The 20616-nt window shown below is 63.7% G+C and carries 21 protein-coding genes; 13 read left to right on the top strand and 8 right to left on the bottom strand.

Annotated elements, in window-relative coordinates; translation table 11 throughout:
• Window positions 1-279: 279 nt before the first annotated feature.
• On the top strand, window positions 280-774 hold the full coding sequence (locus PQ627_RS05585) for a hypothetical protein (RefSeq protein WP_274259158.1): 495 nt from the start codon (window positions 280-282) through the stop codon (window positions 772-774).
• Between the two features lie 10 nt (window positions 775-784).
• Here PQ627_RS05585 and PQ627_RS05580 read toward each other — a convergent pair whose 3' ends face one another.
• On the bottom strand, window positions 785-1147 hold the full coding sequence (locus PQ627_RS05580; RefSeq protein WP_144661680.1) for a GNAT family N-acetyltransferase: 363 nt from the start codon (window positions 1145-1147) through the stop codon (window positions 785-787).
• Window positions 1144-2487: an acyltransferase family protein gene (locus PQ627_RS05575; protein ID WP_274259155.1), complete on the bottom strand. Its 1344-nt coding sequence runs from the start codon at window positions 2485-2487 to the stop codon at window positions 1144-1146. Before PQ627_RS05575 ends, PQ627_RS05580 begins: the two co-directional genes overlap by 4 nt.
• Before the next feature lie 179 nt (window positions 2488-2666).
• On the opposite strand from PQ627_RS05575, the gene PQ627_RS05570 reads away from it, so the two are divergent.
• Window positions 2667-3086 carry a VOC family protein gene (locus PQ627_RS05570; RefSeq protein ID WP_274259152.1) on the top strand — a complete coding sequence of 140 codons (420 nt, stop codon included), beginning with the start codon at window positions 2667-2669 and terminating at the stop codon, window positions 3084-3086.
• Window positions 3087-3155: 69 nt separating this feature from the next.
• Here PQ627_RS05570 and PQ627_RS05565 read toward each other — a convergent pair whose 3' ends face one another.
• The 5 genes from PQ627_RS05565 to PQ627_RS05545 form a co-directional block, all read right to left on the bottom strand.
• Complete coding sequence (locus PQ627_RS05565) at window positions 3156-3542, bottom strand: DUF1304 domain-containing protein (protein ID WP_144661677.1); 387 nt, start codon at window positions 3540-3542, stop codon at window positions 3156-3158.
• 38 nt (window positions 3543-3580) lie between these two features.
• Complete coding sequence (locus tag PQ627_RS05560) at window positions 3581-4456, bottom strand: class II fructose-bisphosphate aldolase (RefSeq protein WP_274259149.1); 876 nt, start codon at window positions 4454-4456, stop codon at window positions 3581-3583.
• The gene (locus PQ627_RS05555) at window positions 4456-5922 is read right to left on the bottom strand and encodes a GntP family transporter (protein WP_144661675.1); all 1467 of its coding nucleotides are present in this window, start codon (window positions 5920-5922) and stop codon (window positions 4456-4458) included. Before PQ627_RS05555 ends, PQ627_RS05560 begins: the two co-directional genes overlap by 1 nt.
• A gap of 112 nt (window positions 5923-6034) precedes the next feature.
• Complete coding sequence (locus PQ627_RS05550; protein WP_144661674.1) at window positions 6035-6940, bottom strand: NAD(P)-dependent oxidoreductase; 906 nt, start codon at window positions 6938-6940, stop codon at window positions 6035-6037.
• A gap of 17 nt (window positions 6941-6957) precedes the next feature.
• Complete coding sequence (locus PQ627_RS05545; protein ID WP_274259146.1) at window positions 6958-8451, bottom strand: four-carbon acid sugar kinase family protein; 1494 nt, start codon at window positions 8449-8451, stop codon at window positions 6958-6960.
• Window positions 8452-8578: 127 nt separating this feature from the next.
• Between PQ627_RS05545 and PQ627_RS05540 the strand changes: the two genes are divergently transcribed.
• From PQ627_RS05540 to PQ627_RS05525, 4 genes are all read left to right on the top strand, one after another.
• Entirely contained in the window at window positions 8579-9382 is an 804-nt protein-coding gene (locus PQ627_RS05540) for an alpha/beta fold hydrolase (protein WP_274259144.1), read from the top strand.
• A 70-nt stretch (window positions 9383-9452) separates the two neighbouring features.
• The gene (locus tag PQ627_RS05535; RefSeq protein WP_144661671.1) at window positions 9453-10154 is read left to right on the top strand and encodes a FadR/GntR family transcriptional regulator; all 702 of its coding nucleotides are present in this window, start codon (window positions 9453-9455) and stop codon (window positions 10152-10154) included.
• A 66-nt stretch (window positions 10155-10220) separates the two neighbouring features.
• On the top strand, window positions 10221-10841 hold the full coding sequence (locus PQ627_RS05530; RefSeq protein ID WP_274259140.1) for a nucleotidyltransferase domain-containing protein: 621 nt from the start codon (window positions 10221-10223) through the stop codon (window positions 10839-10841).
• A gap of 89 nt (window positions 10842-10930) precedes the next feature.
• Window positions 10931-11221, top strand: coding sequence for a hypothetical protein (locus tag PQ627_RS05525; RefSeq protein ID WP_274259138.1), 291 nt, complete (start codon window positions 10931-10933; stop codon window positions 11219-11221).
• A 12-nt stretch (window positions 11222-11233) separates the two neighbouring features.
• Here PQ627_RS05525 and PQ627_RS05520 read toward each other — a convergent pair whose 3' ends face one another.
• Entirely contained in the window at window positions 11234-12199 is a 966-nt protein-coding gene (locus tag PQ627_RS05520; protein WP_274259136.1) for an AraC family transcriptional regulator, read from the bottom strand.
• 163 nt (window positions 12200-12362) lie between these two features.
• Here PQ627_RS05520 and PQ627_RS05515 point away from each other — a divergent pair, with 163 nt between their 5' ends.
• The 7 genes from PQ627_RS05515 to PQ627_RS05485 all read left to right on the top strand — a co-directional run bounded on the left by PQ627_RS05515 (window position 12363) and on the right by PQ627_RS05485 (window position 20597).
• Entirely contained in the window at window positions 12363-12521 is a 159-nt protein-coding gene (locus PQ627_RS05515) for a hypothetical protein (protein WP_186313612.1), read from the top strand.
• Between the two features lie 115 nt (window positions 12522-12636).
• Window positions 12637-13425 carry an SDR family oxidoreductase gene (locus PQ627_RS05510; protein ID WP_274259134.1) on the top strand — a complete coding sequence of 263 codons (789 nt, stop codon included), beginning with the start codon at window positions 12637-12639 and terminating at the stop codon, window positions 13423-13425.
• A gap of 33 nt (window positions 13426-13458) precedes the next feature.
• The gene (locus tag PQ627_RS05505; RefSeq protein ID WP_274259132.1) at window positions 13459-14700 is read left to right on the top strand and encodes a styrene monooxygenase/indole monooxygenase family protein; all 1242 of its coding nucleotides are present in this window, start codon (window positions 13459-13461) and stop codon (window positions 14698-14700) included.
• 26 nt (window positions 14701-14726) lie between these two features.
• Window positions 14727-16481 carry a flavin reductase gene (locus tag PQ627_RS05500; protein ID WP_274259130.1) on the top strand — a complete coding sequence of 585 codons (1755 nt, stop codon included), beginning with the start codon at window positions 14727-14729 and terminating at the stop codon, window positions 16479-16481.
• 15 nt (window positions 16482-16496) lie between these two features.
• Complete coding sequence (locus PQ627_RS05495; protein WP_274259128.1) at window positions 16497-18125, top strand: phytoene desaturase family protein; 1629 nt, start codon at window positions 16497-16499, stop codon at window positions 18123-18125.
• Window positions 18126-18132: 7 nt separating this feature from the next.
• Window positions 18133-18924 carry a cyclase family protein gene (locus tag PQ627_RS05490; RefSeq protein ID WP_274259126.1) on the top strand — a complete coding sequence of 264 codons (792 nt, stop codon included), beginning with the start codon at window positions 18133-18135 and terminating at the stop codon, window positions 18922-18924.
• Window positions 18921-20597 (top strand): thiamine pyrophosphate-binding protein, encoded by a 1677-nt coding sequence (locus PQ627_RS05485; protein WP_274259124.1) that lies wholly within the window; start codon window positions 18921-18923, stop codon window positions 20595-20597. Before PQ627_RS05490 ends, PQ627_RS05485 begins: the two co-directional genes overlap by 4 nt.
• Window positions 20598-20616 lie beyond the last annotated feature (19 nt).

The raw sequence follows: 20616 nt of genomic DNA, 5'->3' as shown, positions 1-20616 counted from the left end.
AACAGTAGTGTGACATCGGATTGCGACTTGACTTGAATCACAGGTTACTTAGGACTATAAGGGGCGAAAAGTTTCGTCGAATTCGCGACATAAAACTGTCCATAAGCGCACTAAAGAAGCATGAAGTTTTACACCCCGGGTAGGGCCCGGGCAGTCACGCGTTTCAGGGGAGGGTCTTCTGTGGCCAGAGGAGTCCGTTCGATGCGGACAGGGGCGGCAACCCGTTCACGAAGTGCGGCAACGGCTGCTCCAGGCGCCCGTCTTTACGGGTGCAGATCCATGGGCGGCCAGTCGAAATGCATCACGTTGGTCCACGGGGCGGACAAGCCCACAGCCGTACCTGGAGAGACGGTGATCTTCACGGCCTGGATCATGAATGAGTCCACCTGTCATCTTCGTAACATTCGACTTATTCCGCGGTCCTTCACCAATGAGGCCATGGAAACCCTCGCCTACACCTCCAGCCCGGACCGCCGCCACCTGTCTGTTGGCTCGTTGGCTCCCGGCGAAGGCGTGATGCGCAGTTTCTCGTATCGAGTCACAGAGGCCGACCACGTCCACGGGGGAAGCCTCGTGAGTGCGATGCAGGTCAGGGCATGGTGCCTCGGCCAGGAAGTTCTCGACGAACACGACGCCATGGTGGCGCTTTCAGGCGCACGCCCCACCTTGCCAACCCCTCCGACACGCCCAGGGTTGGGCTTCTGGAGCTCCACGATCGTCACGTCGGTTTCGCCGCGCCGGAAACCATCTTCCCCGGGCGTTCGAGGAGACTGATTCCGGGCGGCTAGTTGTTACCAGATTCTGATTCGACCGGGGGCTTCTCCTTGGGCCAATCAACATCCTGCTCGTAGCCCTCATGCCTTTTCAGGTAGCCGGCGATGAAGGGGCAGTGCGGAATGATGCGTTTTCCGGATGCCACGACGTCATCCAGAGCAAAGTGGGCCAGGACGTTGGCCAAGCCCTGTCCTTTGAACTGGGGCTTTGTCTCAGTGTGGATGAAATCGATGTGCCCGGGCTTGTCCATGAACTGAGAAATCACCGCCAATTCCCCGTCCACATGAAGCTCGTAGCGGTGAAATTTGTCGTTCCGGAGGGTGGTAACACCGGGGCGGAACGACTCGGCCAGTGAATCGGTATTCTCGGTCATGTCTCGAGGTTTGCACGTAAATCGTGCGCTGGCAACGTAACGCCCCGCACCTCCGCCGGTGCCGCTTCAGCCGGCGACAGCACCGGCGTCGGGACCCGGCCCAGCAGCAGGACGGACAGCGCGAAGCAGGCCGCTCCGCCACCCAGCAAGGCAAGCGTCAGCCCGTTCAGGGCCGCGTCCGTTACCGGCACAAAGACCACGACGGCGGCCGTCACCACTGCCGCCCGGGCCGGGCCACGCGCGTGGCTGGCTGCCATCGGACGATCCTCAAGGCGGCCGAAGAGCAGCACCACAGGCACGAGCAGCGCAACGACGGCGAGGAAAACAGGTATGCGCGCCCACCACCAATCAGCTGATTCGGGCAGCGGCTTAGGCACATCGGTGAGCAACAGCAGCCCGGACATGCCAACCAATACGGGAAGATGCCACAAATACACGGTCATCGAGCGGCGCCCTGCCACGGCAATCACTGCGCGGATCCACCGGACTTCGCCCAGCCACCGCGTACCCGGGGTCAGAAGTTGCAGCGTGGCGGTCTGGGAGATGCCCAACAAGACCAAGCACAGATTGGGCGGATTGATGTTCACCACCATGTTCCCCGCGTACACGCCAACGCCTGTGACAAGCCCCAGCACGAGATTGCTGGAAACGATGGTACCCACCAGCCATGTACGGCTGCGGTCCTCGAAAAAGCCGTCAGCTTTCATGAAGCCAAGCTCTTGGACGGCGCACCACACAAAGATCATGTTGGTGAACGCGAGCACTGGGATGGTGCCGCGGAGGGAATCGATGGTGATGACCGCAATCAGCAGTGACACGAACGTCAGCAGCGGCGCTCGTTCATGGAACCTGGCCATGAGCGGGATGCTGAGCTGGGCGGTGAGGTACGCGGCCAGGAACCACAGAGGCATGGCGGCTCCGGTAGTCATCAGCTGGATAACTTGCGGGTGGACACCAAGCAGCAATGCGATCCATAAGCCTCCCCACATGACAGCAAGCAAGGCCATGGCGGGACGGACCAGCCGGAGAAGCCGCAGCTGGGCGAAATCGAACCCGGTTCCACCGGCAGCCGTCAAGCGCCGCCACGACTGGAGACCGGTAACGCCGCCGAGCACAAAGAACAGGGGAACGATCATCAACACCCACAGCACCGGGGTGAACCACGCCTGCTCCATCAACACGTTGCGCGTCTCCACCGTGCCGTCCTTGTGGAGGACAGGACTCACCATCATGCAATGGGCAACCACCACCAGGAGCAGGCAGGTGAAGCGGACAAGGTCGATCGCCGGATCCCTCTGCGCAGCCGTTGGGCCGACTACAGGAAACGCCTCCCGCTTCATGGCTCTCCCTACCAGGCAGGCACCCGCGGGCAGGCTCCCCCGGGTGTTGACTCCCACATGCTGACTCCATTGTCCGCCAGGCGGACGGATCGGGCCAGAAGGCTGGCCGGGTCCTGCTTCATCCACAGACGCGCGCGGAACTCTGGACGGAACGCCCAAACACCGGCAGGATCAGACGCATGACTACGTCCATTTTCGTGAATCTGCCCGTGAGCGACCTCGAGGCGTCCAAGGCTTTCTACACAGCGCTCGGTTACGCCATCAACCCGAACTTCACCGACGAAACCGCGGCTTGCGTGGTCTTCAGCGACACGATCTACGCCATGCTGCTGACCCACGATAAATTCAGCCAGTTCACCAAGCAGCCGATCGCGGATACCAAGAACTCGACAGCGGCCATCGTCGCCATTTCAGCCGACAGCCGTGAAGCGGTGGATGAGCTGGCCAACAAGGCCCTCGAAGCGGGAGGCGCGGAAACCTACGAAGCCCAGGATCTTGGCTTCATGTACAACCGTGCGTTCATGGATCTCGACGGCCACCATTGGGAAGTGCTGTGGATGGACGAGGCCGCAGCCCAGGCGGGCCCCCCGGAGCACTAAGGACAACGCGGGGTCACTTATGGCCGATGTTGGAAGGAAACATGGGCCATAAGTGACCCCGCGTTGCTTTTAAACGAGGGCGAGGATTCCAAGCACGACGGCGAGCAGCGGCGTCGTGCCCTGGATGGCCGCCGCGCGGAGGTACTTTTTGCCACTCGCCGCCAGGACCAATGCGGCAAGAAGCATGGACCCGCATGAACTGAAGACGAGGGTCCAGCCCACCTGCGGGGAGCCGGCCCACACTGCGATGATGCCAACCAAGGCTCCAATAGCGAGGAACAGGTTGTAGAAGCCCTGGTTATAGGCAAGCGGTTTGGTAGTTTCTGCGTCAGCCTGGGAGGTGATGCTGAACGTCTTCCATGTCTTTGGCTGGGTCCAGGTGATGGACTCCATGGTGAAGATGTAGACGTGGAGCAGGGCCGCAATCAGGGCAAAAATTAGGGAGGCCAGGATCATGTTTTGATCCTAGCCTCCCTGTATTCCCGGGCTGTGCGTCAGGCCCTGAGCAGCTCCAGCGTGGCGCCTGCGAAGGCCGCAGCGGAACCATTCCAGCGGGCCAGCAATCCTTGCAGATTCTCGCCGTCCGCACGGAAGGTTGCCGTTTCGGACTCCAGCGTGGACAGGATCCCGGTCCTTAGCTCAGTGTTGAAGTTCACTTTGCCAACGTTCAGGGAAGGCGACTTGGCCAACTCCGCGGCAGGGATGCCCGAGGCACCGTGGAGCACCAGCGGAACCTCCGTCCGTGCGGCGATCTCCCGCAGCACGTCCCAGCGGATGTTGGGCTCGCCCTTGTACTTCCCGTGCACGTTCCCCACCGCGACGGCGAGCAACTGCGCGCCGGTGCGTTCAACGAAATCAGCCACCTGTGCAGGGTCCGTCAGCCCCGCGACGGCGGGACCGGCGTCGGGCTCTTCCGCGGAGGTGCCGAACGCTTTGTCCTCATCGCCCGCAAGGCCACCAAGTTCCGCTTCAATTACGACGTCGGCATGGCCGGCCGCGTCCAGCGCGGCTCGGACTTCGCGGACCAGGGCGATGTTGTCCGCGTAGGCAAGGGAGGAACCATCCGCCAGCACAGCGTCGGCGCCCGCGTCTACGGAAGCAAGAATCACGGACACGTCCGAAGCGTGGTCCAGCTGGACTGATACCGGAACGGCGGCGGAGTCAGCCAGACCGCGGAGGGCAGAAATGAGTCGCAGCCCGTTCCGGGTGGAAGCAGTCTTCGGAGCCACCAGCAGGATCACGCCATGCCCGGCTTCCTCCGCTGCGGACACGACGGCCAAAGCTGTCGTGAAGTCGTAGCAAGTGAACGCGGGAACAGCCGATCCGGAAGCCAGGGCGGAGCCGACAAGCTTGTCCAAGGAAGCTCGCATCAGTGGGCCAGGCCTCCCACCAGGATCCAGGCGACGTAAGTAAGAACGAAGCCCGCCAGGCCCAGGATGGTGGTGAGGACGGTCCAGGTCTTGAGGCCGTCGGACACCGTGAGGCCGTAGTAGCGGATCACGGTCCAGAAGCCTGCGTCGGTGACGTGGGACAGGCCCAGTGCGCCGAAGCCGATGGCGATGACGATCACCGCGATCTGGGCGGGCGAGTAGCCGCCTTCCATGACGGCAGAGGTGAGCAGGCCCGTCGTCGTGACGATGGCGACAGTGGCGGAACCCTGGGCAGCGCGCAGGGCGAGCGAAATGATGAAGCCGAGCACGATCACCGGAAGGCCAAGGCTGTCCAGGGTGTGCGACAGCGCCGCGCCGATTCCGGACGTGCGGAGGACCTCACCAAACACGCCGCCGGCTGCGACCACCATCAGGATGGAAGCGATGGGCGGGAGGGCGCCTTCGAAGATCTCGCCGGTTTCCTTAAGCGACCAGTGCCGGCGGACAGCCAACAGGAAGAAGGACAGGGCTACAGCAACGAGCAGCGCGAAGAACGGGTTTCCAATGAAAGAGGCAACGCCGTACCAGTAGTTGTCCTTGGCAATGGTGAGCGTACCCACCGTTCCGAGGAGAATCTGGACAATCGGAGCGGCGATCAGGAACATGATCAGGCCCGGACGCGGCGGAGCAACGGCGCGGGCACCGGGGCCATCGTGTCCAACGTGCACCAGGGAATCGGAGCCGAACTCCTCAACTTGGGCCTTGACGCCGGGGAGCAGTTCGTAATCCTTGCGGTTCATGATGCTGGCAACCCAGTAGGACAGGAAACCGAGGGGCACACAGATGATCAGCGAGATGAGCGTGATGAGTCCGATGTCGGCGCCGAATACGCCGGCGCCTGCCACGATGCCCGGGTGCGGCGGGACTGCGACGTGGATCGAGAGCATGATGCCGGCCATGGGCAGGCCGAACTTGATCGGGTGGACCTTGGCAATCTTGGCGAAGGCGTAGACGATCGGGACCAGGACGATGACGCCGACCTCGAAGAACACCGGGATCGCGACGAGGAAGCCGACGGCGGTGAGGGCCACAGCTACCCGCTTGGCACCGAGCTTCTCGGTGAAGTGGGTCGCCAACGACTGCACGCCGCCGGAGACCTCGATCATGCGGCCAAGGATGGCGCCGAGGGCAATGAGCAACGCCACCTTGCCCATGGTGCTGCCCACGCCGTTGGTGACCACCGTAAAGATGTCCTTGAGCGGGATCTGCGCGGCAACACCCACCAGGATACTGACGGCGAGCAAGGCAACAAATGCCTGGATTTTGAAGCGGATGATCAACACCAGCAACAAGGCGATGCCTGCCGCGGCGATGGTCAGCAGAAGGGGTGTTCCCAGTTCCACTGCGGGCTTGATGGCGGGGGCGTCAGCGGCCCCGACCAGAAGCGGGTTGACGAGGGGATTCATTGGGGCGGTGTCTCCTTTGACGAACCGGTCCGCTGAGCAGACCGGCGGGAGGTGGCGGCGACGACGAAGGGGGGATCGCCGTCGTCGCGCGTTCTGGGGTGGGCTGAGTTGTTTAGGCGGTGCGCTTGGCGGGTGCTACAACCTTGATGACGGCGGAGTCGTCAGCAGCGGCGAGGCCTTGGGCCTGCCCGAGGAGGTAAAGCTGTTCTGCGGCAGCGGCAACGGGTGCGGCGAGTCCGGCGGCACGGGTAGCCTTGCCCACGATTCCCATGTCCTTGACGAAGATGTCCAGGCGGCTGAGGACTTCGGCGCCTTCTTCGTCGTAGGCCTCAAGGATACGCGGGCCCCGGTTGGAGAGCATAAAGGAACCGGCCGCTCCGGCTTCAAGGGCTGCCAGGGTCTTGGCTTGGTCGAGTCCGAGGGCGTCGGCGAGTGCCAGGGCTTCAGCGGCTGCGGCGATGTGGACGCCGCACAGCAGCTGGTTGACCGTCTTGAGCGCCTGGCCGTCGCCGGGCTTGTCTCCCACGATGGTGAGGGTGGAGGCCAGCAGTTCCAGGGCGGGACGGGCCTTTTCCAGGGCCTCCGGTTCGGCGCCCACGACGATGAGGAGATCGCCTTCGCCCGCGCGCTTGGGGCCGCCGGACAGTGGAGCGTCAACGAGTGAAACGCCATACTCGGCCAGTTTGGCGACTGTGGCCGGGATGGCTTCCGTACCGACAGTGCTTCCGAGAATCACGACGGCGCCCGGCTTCAGGACGGGTGCCACGCCGTTTTCACCAAAGAGGACGTCGTTGAGCTGTTCACCGTTGCGGACGGCCAGAAGCAACGCATCCGCATCCTGGGAGGCTTCGCGGGCGGAAGCGAACGTCTTGATGCCGGCCGCAGCGGCGAGATCGAGGCGTGCCTCGGCGATATCGAAGCCGTGGACGGTGACCTCGGACGCGAGCCGCGTCGCCATGGGCAGTCCCATGGCACCCAGGCCGAGGACGGTGACGGTGTAGTTGCTGCTGGTGGTCATGGTGTTCTCCGTTGAATCTAGAAAGTGGCGCTGAGTTTGCGGGTGACCTGGGTCAGTGATTGGTCGTCGCCGACGTTGCCGGCAAAGACGATGTAGGGAATGCCCTTCGCGGGCCCGTCAACCGGCTCCCACAGCGAGACGATGCCCGGCAGCATGGGGCCCCGAACGATTCCGTGCCGGATTTCCAGGCCGTGCGCTGCTACGTCCGAGGACGTGATGCCGCCCTTGGCTATGACGAACCGTGGCGGGAAGGTCTTGAGCGTACGGTTCACGACAGCCACGACGGCGGCGGAGACGGTGCGGGCAATCTTCAGGCTCGCTGCGGGGTCGTCGGTCTTGATGAGGAGGCGGCTGGTGTGGACGATGACATCACCTTGGCGGAGGGCGTCGACGACGTCGGACACAACAGTTGCGATGTAGCCCTCGGCTTCCGCCTCGACGGCCAGAAGCTTCTCGACATCGATTTCGATGGTCCGGGCCGAGCCGTGCTGGGAGGTGAGGTCGTTGAGCTGGCGGGTGGTCACGCCAACGTGGGAGCCGACAACGATCAGTCCACCGGCTGTGGAGGGGGTGTTGCCGGCGAAGGCTTCCTCTCCCGTCAGGGCCTGGCGGATGTCTTGGCCGATGCGGCCCCGGACGAACGGCGGGCCCACGCGGTACAGGAGCTTCTTGCCGCGGCGTTCCGCTTCTTCCAAGCCCAGAGCGAGGGCGCGGAAGTCGTTTTCCGTGACAATGTCGGCCACGATCGGGGTGGAATCGGTGGCGGACTCGATGGCGTCGGCGATCGCTTTGGCGGAGATGGCGGGGTCGTTGGCTGCAGCGCCGGCACGGATGATGTTGAGGTCCAGGACGATGACCTCGTTTGCCGGGTATCGTCCCTGCGACTTTTCCTCCACGTAAAGGGCCAACTCGGAGTTGGCGAACCCGAAGCTGGCATCCTTGGCGAATTCCGTCTCGGCCACCGGGGTGAGGGTGCCGGCGTCGCCACGCATGTAGTGCACGCCGCCGATGGTGACGCGTCCGGCGTCGGGGAACGCCGGAACGATCACGACGCCATCAGTGGTCTCGCCGGTTTCGGCGGCGACGGTGGCGGCAATGGTGTCCGGCTCCAGCGGGTAGTGCCCCCGGAGGGTGGAATCGCTGCGGCTGACGAAACCCAGGCGCAGGCCATCCGCGGAAGCGGCGGCAGCGGCGAGCGCGTTGCGGACGATTTCCTCGTTCCGCGCTGCAGCCTCCGCGGGGTCAAGGCTGCGTGTGTTGGTCAGTACGTAGACGGCTGGCTTGGTGTTGTTGTCCTGGATGTGGCCAAAGGCCCAGGCGAAGTCGGCTACGTCCCAACTGGTCAGGACAGCGAGATCTGCAACGGACTGGGTGCCCGTGGGGTCGTCGTCGAGGACCACCAGGATGCGGGGGCTGCTCGCCGAGGACGCGGCAACGGCGTCGGCCACGAGCTGGGCGGGAATCCGGACCTCCGCCGGGAAGGCGGCCAGAACGTCGGCTTCAAGGATCACTGTGCACTCCATTGTGAAAATCTCTGCTGCGGGTTTATGAATGTCAGATGTCAGACATCTAACATTTGAACAGTGTGACATACGCATTCACACCGCGCAAGGAGACGCCCGTCACTAGGCTGGGGGCATGGCAGAGAGCATGAACCCGCTATCGTTCGTGGATATTCGCGAGCCACGTGTTTCCGCAGGTGAGGCCATTCCTGCCGTCCTGATCCATGGCTGGGCTTCCACTTCTGCCTATTGGGAACCTCTGGCGGAAAAGCTGCTCGACGCCGGGACACAGGTCTGGATCGTGGACCTGCCCGGGTACCATCCAGGGGAGATCCTGCCGTCGGAGTTTCAGTGGAGCCTGGACTCGGCGGCCGCCTCCGTGGCCGCGACCCTTAATGCCACGCGCAGCGTGCCCGTCCATCTGGTCGGACACTCGCTCGGCGGCAGCGTAGCCCTGACACTGGCCGCCAATTATCCGGAGTTGGCCGCAACCGTGACGCTGGTTGGCATGGCCCCGGCACCTCCCAACGACGGTTTCCGATCGCTGCTGGAGTCACAATGGAAGCAGGGCTTCATCGATGGCGAAGCCAAGGACCGCTGCATGAAGGCTTGGTACGGAACGCTGCCCCGACGGGAGGAAGAACTGCTCAGCCGGGGGTTTGACGTACCTTTCGAGGTGTTGGGCCCGAGCGGCAAAGCGGCCATGACCGGCGTCGATCCTTCAATACCCGGGCGGGTTCACGCGCCACTGCTGGTGCTGGCCGGAACAGAAGACCGGGTTCGCTCGATCGACCAGATGTCCGCCTTTGTGGACGCCGGGCCGGGGAGGATCCTCAGGGCCATCCCGAACGCCGGCCACAGCGTCCACTGGGAACAACCTCGGCAATGCGCCGAAACGTTGCAGGAGTTTTGGAGAACCAACCGGCCATTGCCAGCGTAAGATGTCTGACATCCATCCCGCCCGGGGTTACGCGGGCACAAGATGGGCGGGAATACAGGAGTGGGGATACATGGCACGCAAGTCGCTGGTCGGCGTCGTAGCTGATGAGTTGCTGGACCGGATCATCGCGGGTGAATTCCCGCCCGGCACCGTGGTTCCAGGAGAACTGGAACTCAGCGCAAAGCACGAGGTGAGCCGGATGACCGTGCGTGAGGCCATGAAGACCCTGGAAGCACAACGGATCCTCAGTGTCGAGCGTGGCCGTGGAACGTTTGTGAACCCGTTGAACCAGTGGGCATCGCTTGAAGCAGTGCTCCGCGCAGCATCGGAGGGCACCAAAGACGCCGCCGCGGCGGTCCAGTTGATCGAACTTCGCCGGATGCTCGAGACCGGCGCGTGCGAACTGGCCGCGGAACGCATCTCGGACGACGAGCTCCGCACGCTCAACGAGCACGTCGACAAGATGCAGTCCTCACATGAAGTCAACGACCTCGCCGGCTTCGTGGAAGCGGACCTTGCCTTCCATGACGTGATTCTCCACGCGTCCGGCAATGTCTTCGTGGCGGTGCTATTTGAGCCCCTGCACCGGGTGCTCGAGGCGCGCCGGGCGGAGACCTCCGCGTTCCCGGAGATCCAGGCGCACGCCATCGGGCACCACAGGAAGATCGCGGCCGCCCTTGAGTCCCGGAATCCCAACGAAGCCCGGTTGGCCATGGATGCCCATATGCAGCAGACGCTGGATGACCTGAAGACGTACGTGCTGGAGGCGTAGTCAGTCCGCACGGCTGATGTCTACTATTGTGTCTATAGATGCACAATAGTAGATCCGGAGGCAGTGATGAGGCTGCAAAATCCATTGAGTGCCATCAGCCCGACGCTCGATATGGGCGTGCTGTTCGTTCTCGCGCGGGCGGATGCAGAGTTCACTGCGCCCACCATCAACGCCCTACTTCCTGAAGGCGGCTCGCTGGCGGGAGTTCGCAAGGCGCTGGGAAGACTCGTGGAGCAAGGCATTGTCGCGGATAAAGTTGCCGGGCGAACGCATATGTATAGCCTCAACCGCGAACATCTGCTCGCGGAGGCTGTTCTTGGGCTCGCGTCGGCGAGGGATCGGCTTTCCGAGAGAATTCGCCTCGCCATTGACCTGTGGGAATTCAGTCCAACTGTCGTCACAATCTTCGGTTCCGCTGCACGTAAAGACATGCGGACTGATAGTGATATTGACCTGTTTGTTGGCCTCTCCGATGAAACGGATGACGTGCTGGCGGAAACTTGCGTTGCGGATCTCGCCGGAAAAGTGAGTATCTGGACCGGAAATGATGCCCGCCCCCTTGTGTACAGGGCATCGGAAATCGCGCCAGCGCCAATCTTCGATTCCATCGTCGCCGAGGGGCTCACTGTCTACGGTGACACGAATTGGCTGGGTCGCAGGCTACGTGAAGCAAAGGCCGCGTCCTGAAGACGTCGAAGGGGAACGAGAACATCCGCAGTGGTCGCCTGGGCAAAGCCCTGCAGTTTCAGCGCGTTGCCATCGATGCGCTTGATCTCGTGGACGAACATCGCGAGGTTGCCGACGCCGTCGTGACGCTCTGCGTGCACGCGGGCATCGCCGCTTCAGATGCGATCTGCATAGCGGGCCTGGGTCACTTCTCCCAAGGTCAAGACCACAATGATGCGGTGAACCTGCTGAAGTCCGTTGACGGCAACGCCGCCAGGCAGCTCGCGGCGCTCCTTCACATGAAGACCCGCGCAGGGTATGGGTTTGACCCGGTGACACCGGAGCAGTTGAAGAGGGCAACCCGGGCAATGGACGCGCTCATCGAGCGAGCCAAAGCATAGCCGTTTCACCCCTCACCGCCGCAGGCTCTCCGACGGCAACTCACCGAACGTCTTCAGATACAGGGCCGAGAACCGCCCCTGGTGCGTAAAACCGCACAACTCGGCGACCGCCGTCACGCTTTGCTCGCGGGGATTTGCTTCGAGCAGCATCTCACGCGCCCGGTCCAGGCGGATGCTCCTGAGCAGGTCCGACGGCGTCGCTCCGGTTTCGGCCCGAAGCGCGGTTTGCAGGGTGCGGACCGAGACGCCGAGCCGTTCCGCGATATCCGGCACCGTCAGTTCTTCGGAGGCGTGCCGCTCCAGCAGCTCGCGGCACTCCCGGACCAGGCGGCTTTCCTTGTCGCCATCCGGCACCACCTCAGAGGCGGGTTCAAGGGCCATCAAGAGCCGCGACATCATGCTGGCCGCCAGCAAACCCTGAACGAAAGCCGGGGATTCGGACTGCGGCTGGCTGATCAGGTCGTCATGAAGTTCGACGACGGACCTCAGGAATGCCCGGCCGGCGGCGGTTGAAAGGTCCATGCCGTAGCCCAACTCGCCTGGAGCGGTTCCGTTGAGTTGGTAGGCCACACGCTCAAGAGCCTTCCGGCGGACATAGACAATCAAGTGCGGACTGCCGATGTCCCAGCTCATGGAAAACGGCCGGTCGATCGGCGGCACGCTGGCCAGCGTCGGGCTGGACTCCACCGTGGTGGATCCCACCTGCATGGAAGCATGGCCGGCCAAAGGAATCTGGACCAGGTGGAAGTCCTGCAAACCCTCCGGATTAATCCTGACGTCCCCACCGTAGTCAAGGAATTCGATACCCACGTCCCCGCGGTGCAACGACCGGAGCTTCATGTTCACGGTCGACTTGCGGGTGCGGGGAGCCAGCTCATGCCCACAGAACAATTCAGCGATCCTGGCATGCGCTTCATCCACGTCGGTTGTGGCCGTTGTTGGCCGACCCCGCAGGACATCCCGAGGAAGAATCCGCACTTTCAACCACCTGCTTTACCTGGGTTTTCGCAGCTTTTCGCCTTTCGGATGTTCCCCGCGCCAATTGGATATTCCGGAGTGCAGCGGCTGTCTAGAGTCGCTTTCAGGACAAGTATGACGCAGCTCACACCACCGAAACAACGCAGAAGGGAGGTGGGAACAAGTGAAGAACATCAAGCTCGTGCACGACCGCCGGGACGAATGGGACCGGAACCACTTCGAACTGTGGGCAGCAGAACTGCAGAAAAAGGACACCCTGGTGACTCATTCGCCGTGGGCCGGCTGGCATCAGGAGGACGAGGACGCTGCGCACAACGGATAGTCCCTGCGCTAATTGGATAGTCCGGACGCCGCGGGACTCCCTAGAGTCACTTCCAGAGTAAATATGACGCACGTCATATTTCCGTAACAACATCCCACAGAAGGAAGGTATGGCCATGTCAGGACTTCACGGCAGGACAGCAATCGTCACCGGCGGCGTCACCAAGGTGGGCCAGGGCGTGGTGACGGCGCTGCGGGACGCCGGCGCCGCCGTCGTTGTTGCCGACATAGACCCCGACGGCGGTTCCGTCACCGCCGGGCTGGGCGAACGCGTCACGTTCTCCCACACGGACATCACCGACGACGACGCCGTCAACGGGCTGATGACGCGTACCGTGGAGGAACACGGCGGCCTCGACATCCTGGTCAACCTGGCCTGCAGCTACAACGACGCAGGCGCAGCTTCCGGACGCAGGGATTGGCTGGACGCACTGAACGTCAACCTGGTCAGCGCAGTCCTGGCCAGCAACGCGGCCCGCCCGTACCTGGCAAAGTCCGGCCACGGTGCCATCATCAACTTCACCTCGATCTCCAGCTCGGTGGCCCAAACGGGACGCTGGCTCTATCCCGCCAGCAAGGCCGCGCTGGTGCAGGTCACCCGGAGCATGGCCGTGGACTTCGCTGCCGACGGCATCCGCGTGAATTCAGTCAGCCCGGGCTGGGTCTGGAGCAACATCATGGACTCCCTCAGCAACGGAAGCCTGGAAAAAACGGACTCCGTTGCGGCACCGTTCCACGCTTTGGGCCGCGTCGGACGCCCCCACGAGGTGGGCGACGTCGTCGCGTTCCTCGCCAGCGACCAGGCGAGTTTCGTGACGGGCGCCGATTGGGCGGTCGACGGCGGCTATTCCGCCTTGGGCCCGGAGCGCGCCGAAGAAACCATCCCCCTGCTCGCCGCCAATTGACCCCAACGCCACCCGAAAAGGAAAGAGAACATCATGACGCAACGCCACATCACGATCGTGGGCGCCGGGCAATCCGGCCTCCAGCTGGGAATCGGCCTGCTCGACGCCGGCTACCAGGTCACCACCATCTCCAACCGGACGCCCGAGGAAATTGCCGGGGGCAAAGTCGCCTCCAGCCAATGCATCTTCCACAACGCGTTGGAACATGAACGGGCACTGGGGCTGGACTTCTGGCCGGACGCGCCCACGGTAGATGGGATCTCCTTCACAATCCCGCATCCGGAGCTTCCCGGTGAGAAGGCCATCAGCTGGGCATCACGCCTGGACCACCACGCCAAGTCCATCGACCAGCGGGTGAAGTTTCCCCGGTTCATGGAGGAGTTCACCGCCCGTGGAGGTGAGCTGGTGTTCGAGGACGCTGGCGTCGAGGAGCTGGAGAAATACGCCCGCAATTCGGACCTGGTCATTGTCGCCGCCGGCAAGGGCGAGATTGCGCAACTCTTTACGCGCGACGCCGAACGCAGCACCTATGACGCTCCCCAGCGCGCCCTGGCGCTGACGTATGTAAAGGGCCTGACGCCGCGCGGGGAGTACTCGGCGGTCTCGTTCAACCTCATCCCCGGCGTTGGCGAGTACTTCGTATTCCCGGCACTCACCACCACCGGCCCCTGCGAAATCATGGTCTTTGAAGGTGTGCCCGGCGGACCCATGGATTCCTGGAAGGGCCTCTCCCCCGAGGAACACCTGGAGAACTCCAAGAACATCCTCAAGACCTTCCTGCCGTGGGAAGCAGAACGCGCCAAAGACGTTGAACTCACCGACCCCAACGGCGTTCTCCAGGGCCGCTTCGCCCCCACCGTTCGCCACCCCATTGCCGCCCTGCCCAGTGGCGCGCAGGTACTGGGCTTGGCCGACGTCGTGGTGTTGAACGACCCCATCACAGGACAGGGCTCGAACAACGCAAGCAAATGCGCGGCGTCGTACCTGGACAGCATCATCCAGCAGGGCGACCGGGTCTACGACGCAGAGTTTATGCAGGCCACCTTTGAGCGCTACTGGGACTACGCACAGCACGTTGCCCATTGGACGAATGCCCTGCTGGCTCCGCCGCCACCCCACGTCCTTGAACTCCTGGGCGCTGCCGGCAGCGAGCCCGACATCGCCCACCGCTTCGCCAATGGTTTCAACCACCCACCGGAGTTCCAGGACTGGTTCATGTACCCGGACAAAGCGGCCAACTACCTGGCGGACTTGGCTGCGGCCAAAGTTTCCTAGCACAGCCCTGCTAAAAAGGACTTACGATGCGAAAAATAGCAATCATCGGAGCCGGCGAATCCGGCGCCCAACTGGCACTGGGCCTGCAACGGGAGGGGTACGCGGTGACGCTGCTGTCCGACCGTTCCGCCGCCCAAATCCGCGTAGGGAAGGTCATGTCCAGCCAATGCATGTTCTCCACAGCGCTGGACGCCGAGGCCCAGCTGGGTACGGCGCTCACGGACTACTACGAATCGGGATCGGTACCGGCCATTGGTTCCATCCGGCTTCGGGTGCAGGCCGAACAGCCCATTGAGTGGGAAGCACCACTCGATGGCCCCGCCCGCTCCATCGACCAGCGGATCAAGAGCGCCTTGTGGATCGAGACCTTCGTTGCGGCCGGCGGCGACTTCCGCATCGAGAAGGTCACTGCACGCATGCTTGAGGAGCTCGCCCGGGACTACGAACTTGTCATCGTGAGCACCGGTAAGGGCGAAATCGGCCAGATCTTCCCGCGGGACAAAAGCAAGTCGCCGTTCGACCGCCCGCAGCGCGTCCTGGCCCTGAATTACGTCAAGCCCGACGCCGCTGCTGCCGCCGGCACCGGCGCGGACGGCACCGGCACTGCCGGTGACCCCATCCGCATGTCCATGGCCCCCGGCGTCGGCGAATTCTTTACCTTCCCCGGACTGACGGTGTCCGGCCCCTGCCGCATGATGGTGTTCGAGGGCGTGGTGGGCGGCCCCATGGACCGTTGGACCGACGTCGGAAGTCCGCAGGAGCAGCTCGAGCGTTCCTTGGAAATCCTGCGCGAGCATTTCCCGCACGAGGCGGAGAACTTCGCCGGGGCGGAACTGACCGACGACGGCGCCACGCTCCTGGGGCGCATTACGCCAACCGTGAGGTCCGCCGTCGGGGAACTCGGCAACGGAAAGCTGGTGTTCGGCCTGGGTGACGCGGTCGTCCTCAACGATCCCCTCACAGGGCAGGGCTCCAACAACGCAACCCTCGCAGCCAAGTACTACCTTGACTCGATTGTCCGCCGCGGCCAGCAACCATTCGACCGCCTGTGGATGGAGCGCACCTTCGACGAGTTCTGGCGCGGGTGGGGACAGTGGGCCGTGGAATGGACCAATGACCTGTTGAAGCCTCGTCGGGACCACCAGAAGACGCTCCTCAGCGAAGCGGCGGAACATCCGGCGCTGGCGGCGAACATCGTGAACGGCTTCGACGACCCGCGAACCTCGTACCCGTGGTGGTTCGACTCCACCGCTGCCGCCGACTTCATGCAGGCCAGGAAGGAAGAAGACACCTCCTCCTTCGACGTCCGCGACTTCAGGAGTGCGCTGGGGCAATTCGCCACCGGCGTCACCGTGGTCACCACCGTCTCGGCGGACGGCCGGAAAGTGGGAATGACGGCGAACTCCTTCACGTCCGTCTCCATGGAACCGCCCCTGGTCCTGTGGTGCCCCAGCAAACGCGCACCCAGCCTTGTCGACTTCGAGGAAGCCACACACTTCGCCATCAACATCCTGGCCAGCGACCAGCACGTGTTGTCCCGGCAGTTCGCCACACCGGCGACCGACAAGTTCGCGGGCGCGGAAACTACCGAAGGCATCGCCGGTGTTCCGCTGCTGGACGGCGCGGTCGCGACCTTCCAGTGCCGCACCGTCTCGCGACATGACGCCGGGGATCACGTCATCTACGTCGGTGAGGTGGAAAGCTACAAGCACGACGGCGGTGCTCCCCTGGTGTTCCACGGCGGCAAGTACCACGCCACTGCCAGCCACCCCGACTTCTGAAAGGAACAGCACCGCATGGACTCCGTTGACGTCGCAATCATCGGCTCGGGCATCAACTCGCTGGTCGCAGCAGCCGAGCTCGCCCTGAAGGGAAAGCGGGTGTGCCTCATTGAGCGTGCAGACCGTTTGGGTGGCTTCATCGAATCCTCGGAGCGGACCCTGCCGGGCTTCATCCACGACACTTTCTCCTCCTGGCATCCATTGTTTGTATCCGGGGGCGCCTATGGAGTGTTGGGCAAGGAACTGCACGCGAGGGGCCTGGAGTACTGCAATACCTCCGGCCCTGTAACCGCCGCGGTCGCTCTGGACCCTGCCACTGGAGAACAAAGGGTGGCCATTGCCCACCGGGATCCGGCGGAGACGGCGGCAGCATTCACTGAGCCCCGTGACCGGGCAGCGTACCTCGCCATGCTGGATGATCTGGGCAAGCATGCGGCAACTGTGTTCGGGGCTTTCGGCGCGGAACTGCGTTCGTTCCCGGACTTGGCCAAGCTCGCTGTCGGAGCGCTGCGAACCGGCAAGATCAAGGGCAATGAAGCCTTCATCCGGGACTCCCTCATGAGCGGCCGGAACTACCTCCGCAGCCGCTTTGACGGTTGGGAAACGGATCAGCTGTGGTCTGCGTGGCTCATGCATGCGGGGTTGGGCCCTGACCAGGCGACAGGTGGCGTGATGCTGCCCGTGATGGCCATGAGCATGCACGGGTTTGGGCTGCCGGTAGTGAAAGGTGGCGCTTCCCGCTTTGTTGAGGCGTTCCAATCCCTGCTGGAAGACAACGGTGTCCGGATCATGCTGGGTACAGAGGCCCATGAGATTCTCTCCACATCCGGTTCCGTGACCGGCGTCCGGACCTCCGAGGGCGTTGTCTCCGCGACCACCGTTTTGGCCAACGTTTCACCGCAAGCCCTCTATACCCGGCTGCTCCCCAACGCTCCCGCAGGCCTCGCCGAAGCAGCGGGCAGGTACCAGAACGGCCGCGGGGCCATGCAGATCCACCTCGCGTTGGACAAGCCCGTGGCATGGTTGGATTCCCGCCTGGACCAAGTGCCGCTGATCCACATCAGCAACGGTTCGGACAGCACGGGCATCGCCTGCGCCCAGGCAGAGGCCGGGCTGCTGCCCGCTGAGCCTAGTGTGGTGGTGGGGCAACAGTACGTGCTGGATCCTTCCCGTGCGCCGGAGGGCAAAGCGACACTCTGGCTGCAGCTTCAGGAAGCGCCGTTCATGCCCGTGGGCGACGCCGCCGGTGAGCTGGACGTGGCCAACGGCTGGGATGAGGGACTGAAAAAAGGCTATCTGGAACGGGTCCTGTCCCGACTGGAACAGTTCGCCCCCGGGACGCGCGCGAGTGTCCTGGCCTCTGACATTCTGGCTCCGACGGACCTTGCCTCCATCAATCCCAACGCTGTGAACGGCGATCCCTACGGTGGTTCGGCCGAGCTCTTCCAGAATCTGCTGTGGCGGCCCTTCCCGGAGGCCGCCGGTCATCAAACGGCCATCCAAGGCCTCTGGCATATCGGCGCCTCAACCCACCCCGGCCCGGGGCTCTCCGGCGGTTCGGGGCACCTGGTGGCGCAGAAGCTCACCTCGCCGCCTTCACGTTTTTCCCGTATTCAAGCAGCACTGACACCACGCAAGCGATAGGAGAACAATGTCTGTTCTGGCCGGGCTCACAGCAGCCCTTTCGAATGGTTCGGTGGAAATCATCGACCTCACCACTCCCTTGAGTTCCGAGACGCCCATCCTGAATCTGCCGCAGCCGTTCGCCAACACGGTGGGGCTCTCTGTCTCCCCGGTAAGTAATTTCGACGACGCCGGTCCGGCGTGGGCGTGGAACGACGTCACCGTGGGTGAACACGCCGGGACGCACCTGGATGCCCCCGTGCACTGGATTACCGGCAAGGACGGCAAGTCGGTGGACCAGATCGAGCCACACCGTCTGGTGGGGCCGTTGGTGGTTATCGACAAAACCACCGAAGCCGCTGAGAACCCCGATTTCCTGCTGGAGCCCGAGCACTTTGAGCAGTGGCAGTCCGAACATGGGTTGTTCCCTGAGAACTGTTGGATCATTTTCCGGACCGGTTGGGCGGCCCGCGGCGCGGACGCTGCGGCTTTCGTCAACGCGGACGACGCCGGACCCCACACTCCCGGGGTCTCTGCGGCAGGTGCCAAGTGGCTCGCCGGAAACGCTTCGATCAGTGGTTTTGGCGTGGAAACCGTGGGGATCGACGCCGGGCAGGCCGGATCGCTGGATCCGATGTTCCCCGTCCACTCCTTCCTGCTTGGAGCGGACAAGTACGGCGTGACCTCCCTGCGGAACGTGGACCGGCTCCCCGTTACGGGTGGCACGCTGGTGGTGGCTCCCCTGCCCATCGTGGGCGGCACCGGCAGCCCGAGCCGTGTTTACGCGTTGGTGGAAAAGGGTGCGGTGGAGGGTTCATGAGTGCGGACGTACGCGTTTCCACCCTGGTCGGCAGGACGCTGGCTGCGCTGGGTGTCGGACATGTTTTCGGCGTGGTGGGGTCCGGCAATTTCGATGTCACCAGCACCCTCATGGCCGAAGGAATCCCGTTCACCGCGGCCCGGCACGAAGGCGGCGCAGCAACCATGGCCGATGCCTACGGTCGAATGTCCGGCAAGGTCGGCGTGGTCACCACGCACCAAGGATGCGGACTCACCAACGCCATCACCGGGGTTGGTGAAGCGGCGAAAAGCCGGACACCCATGATCGTGCTGACCGCCGACACACAGGCCGCGGCCACCAGGTCCAACTTCAAGATCGACCAGGATGCCTTGGCCCGCAGTGTCGGCGCGGTGGCCGAACGGATCCACTCCCCCGCGACAGCCGTCGCCGATACCGTCCGAGCTTTCAGGACAGCGGTGAACGAGCGGCGCACAGTGGTGCTCAGCTTGCCGTTGGACATCCAAAGTGCCACCGCCGCAGACGAGGTGGGCGCCGTCGTCGTACCTCAACCGTCGGTGACGAGGCCCGATCCGGCGGCAGTTCACAAGCTGGTGGCCTTGATTGCCGCCGCGGAGCGGCCCGTGTTCGTCGCAGGACGGGGTGGCCGTGGCGCGCGCAACGAAATCCTGGCCCTGGCCCAACATGCCGGGGCACTGGTAGCTACCTCTGCCGTGGCGAGCGGGCTGTTCAACGGCGACCCGCACAACCTCGGAATTTCGGGTGGTTTCTCGTCCCCGCTGACCGCTGAACTGATCAGCGGCGCGGACCTGATTGTGGGATGGGGATGCACTCTGAACATGTGGACCATGCGCCACGGGCGGCTCATTTCGGCCGGTACGGCAGTGGTCCAGGTGGATGTGGAGGACTCATCGCTGGGAGCCAACCGGCCCATCTCGCTGGGCGTTCTGGGCGATTCGGGGCTGACCGCCGTCGATGCGTTGGCCGTTCTGCGCAGTTCGCAGCCTGAGCCGGCGGAAAAGTACCGCACGGAAGCCAACGCCCTCGCCATCAAGGGAGGCTCGCGGTGGCGGGACGTCGAAACGCCCGACCTGTCCACGGCGCGGTCCATTGATCCGCGCGTGCTGACCCGTGAACTGGATACCCTGCTGCCGGCCGAACGGATCGTGTCCGTCGATTCCGGCAACTTCATGGGCTACCCCAGCCAGTACCTCGCCGTGCCGGACGAATTCGGTTTCTGCTTCACGCAGGCTTTCCAGGCAATCGGGCTGGGGCTGTACACGGCGATCGGCGCCGCTGTTGCACAACCGGGCCGGTTACCGGTGCTGGGTGCGGGTGATGGCGGGTTCCTCATGGGCATCAGCGAGCTCGAAACCGCCGTCCGGATGAAGCTGCCCCTGGTGTGCATTGTCTACAACGACGCCGCCTACGGAGCCGAAGTGCACCACTTCGCCGGGCAGCATTCCGAACAGGACCTCGCCAGCGTGGTCTTCCCGGATACCGACATTGCTGCGATCGCCCGGGGATTCGGGGCCGATGGAGTGACTGTGCGTTCCGCGGCCGACCTCGCCGCCATCCAACCGTGGCTCGCGGCCTACGACGCCGGAACCCAGGACCGCCCCTTGGTCATCGACGCAAAAATCGCCTCCGACGGCGGTTCGTGGTGGCTGGCTGAGGCGTTCCAGGGCCACTAAGTGCCGGGCTCCCCGACTA

The organism is Paenarthrobacter sp. AB444 (assembly GCF_028736865.1).
Taxonomy (GTDB): domain Bacteria; phylum Actinomycetota; class Actinomycetes; order Actinomycetales; family Micrococcaceae; genus Arthrobacter; species Arthrobacter nicotinovorans_B.
Note: the sequence above shows the minus strand (reverse complement) of the source record. Positions and strands in the feature narration are given on the sequence as shown.

Coding starts and splice junctions, on each gene's coding strand:
- PQ627_RS05585 (WP_274259158.1), top strand. CDS start 280: ATGGGCGGCCAGTCGAAATGCATCACGTTGGTCCACGGGGCGGACAAG.
- PQ627_RS05580 (WP_144661680.1), bottom strand. CDS start 1,147: ATGACCGAGAATACCGATTCACTGGCCGAGTCGTTCCGCCCCGGTGTT.
- PQ627_RS05575 (WP_274259155.1), bottom strand. CDS start 2,487: ATGAAGCGGGAGGCGTTTCCTGTAGTCGGCCCAACGGCTGCGCAGAGG.
- PQ627_RS05570 (WP_274259152.1), top strand. CDS start 2,667: ATGACTACGTCCATTTTCGTGAATCTGCCCGTGAGCGACCTCGAGGCG.
- PQ627_RS05565 (WP_144661677.1), bottom strand. CDS start 3,542: ATGATCCTGGCCTCCCTAATTTTTGCCCTGATTGCGGCCCTGCTCCAC.
- PQ627_RS05560 (WP_274259149.1), bottom strand. CDS start 4,456: ATGCGAGCTTCCTTGGACAAGCTTGTCGGCTCCGCCCTGGCTTCCGGA.
- PQ627_RS05555 (WP_144661675.1), bottom strand. CDS start 5,922: ATGAATCCCCTCGTCAACCCGCTTCTGGTCGGGGCCGCTGACGCCCCC.
- PQ627_RS05550 (WP_144661674.1), bottom strand. CDS start 6,940: ATGACCACCAGCAGCAACTACACCGTCACCGTCCTCGGCCTGGGTGCC.
- PQ627_RS05540 (WP_274259144.1), top strand. CDS start 8,579: ATGGCAGAGAGCATGAACCCGCTATCGTTCGTGGATATTCGCGAGCCA.
- PQ627_RS05535 (WP_144661671.1), top strand. CDS start 9,453: ATGGCACGCAAGTCGCTGGTCGGCGTCGTAGCTGATGAGTTGCTGGAC.
- PQ627_RS05530 (WP_274259140.1), top strand. CDS start 10,221: ATGAGGCTGCAAAATCCATTGAGTGCCATCAGCCCGACGCTCGATATG.
- PQ627_RS05510 (WP_274259134.1), top strand. CDS start 12,637: ATGTCAGGACTTCACGGCAGGACAGCAATCGTCACCGGCGGCGTCACC.
- PQ627_RS05505 (WP_274259132.1), top strand. CDS start 13,459: ATGACGCAACGCCACATCACGATCGTGGGCGCCGGGCAATCCGGCCTC.
- PQ627_RS05500 (WP_274259130.1), top strand. CDS start 14,727: ATGCGAAAAATAGCAATCATCGGAGCCGGCGAATCCGGCGCCCAACTG.
- PQ627_RS05495 (WP_274259128.1), top strand. CDS start 16,497: ATGGACTCCGTTGACGTCGCAATCATCGGCTCGGGCATCAACTCGCTG.
- PQ627_RS05490 (WP_274259126.1), top strand. CDS start 18,133: ATGTCTGTTCTGGCCGGGCTCACAGCAGCCCTTTCGAATGGTTCGGTG.
- PQ627_RS05485 (WP_274259124.1), top strand. CDS start 18,921: ATGAGTGCGGACGTACGCGTTTCCACCCTGGTCGGCAGGACGCTGGCT.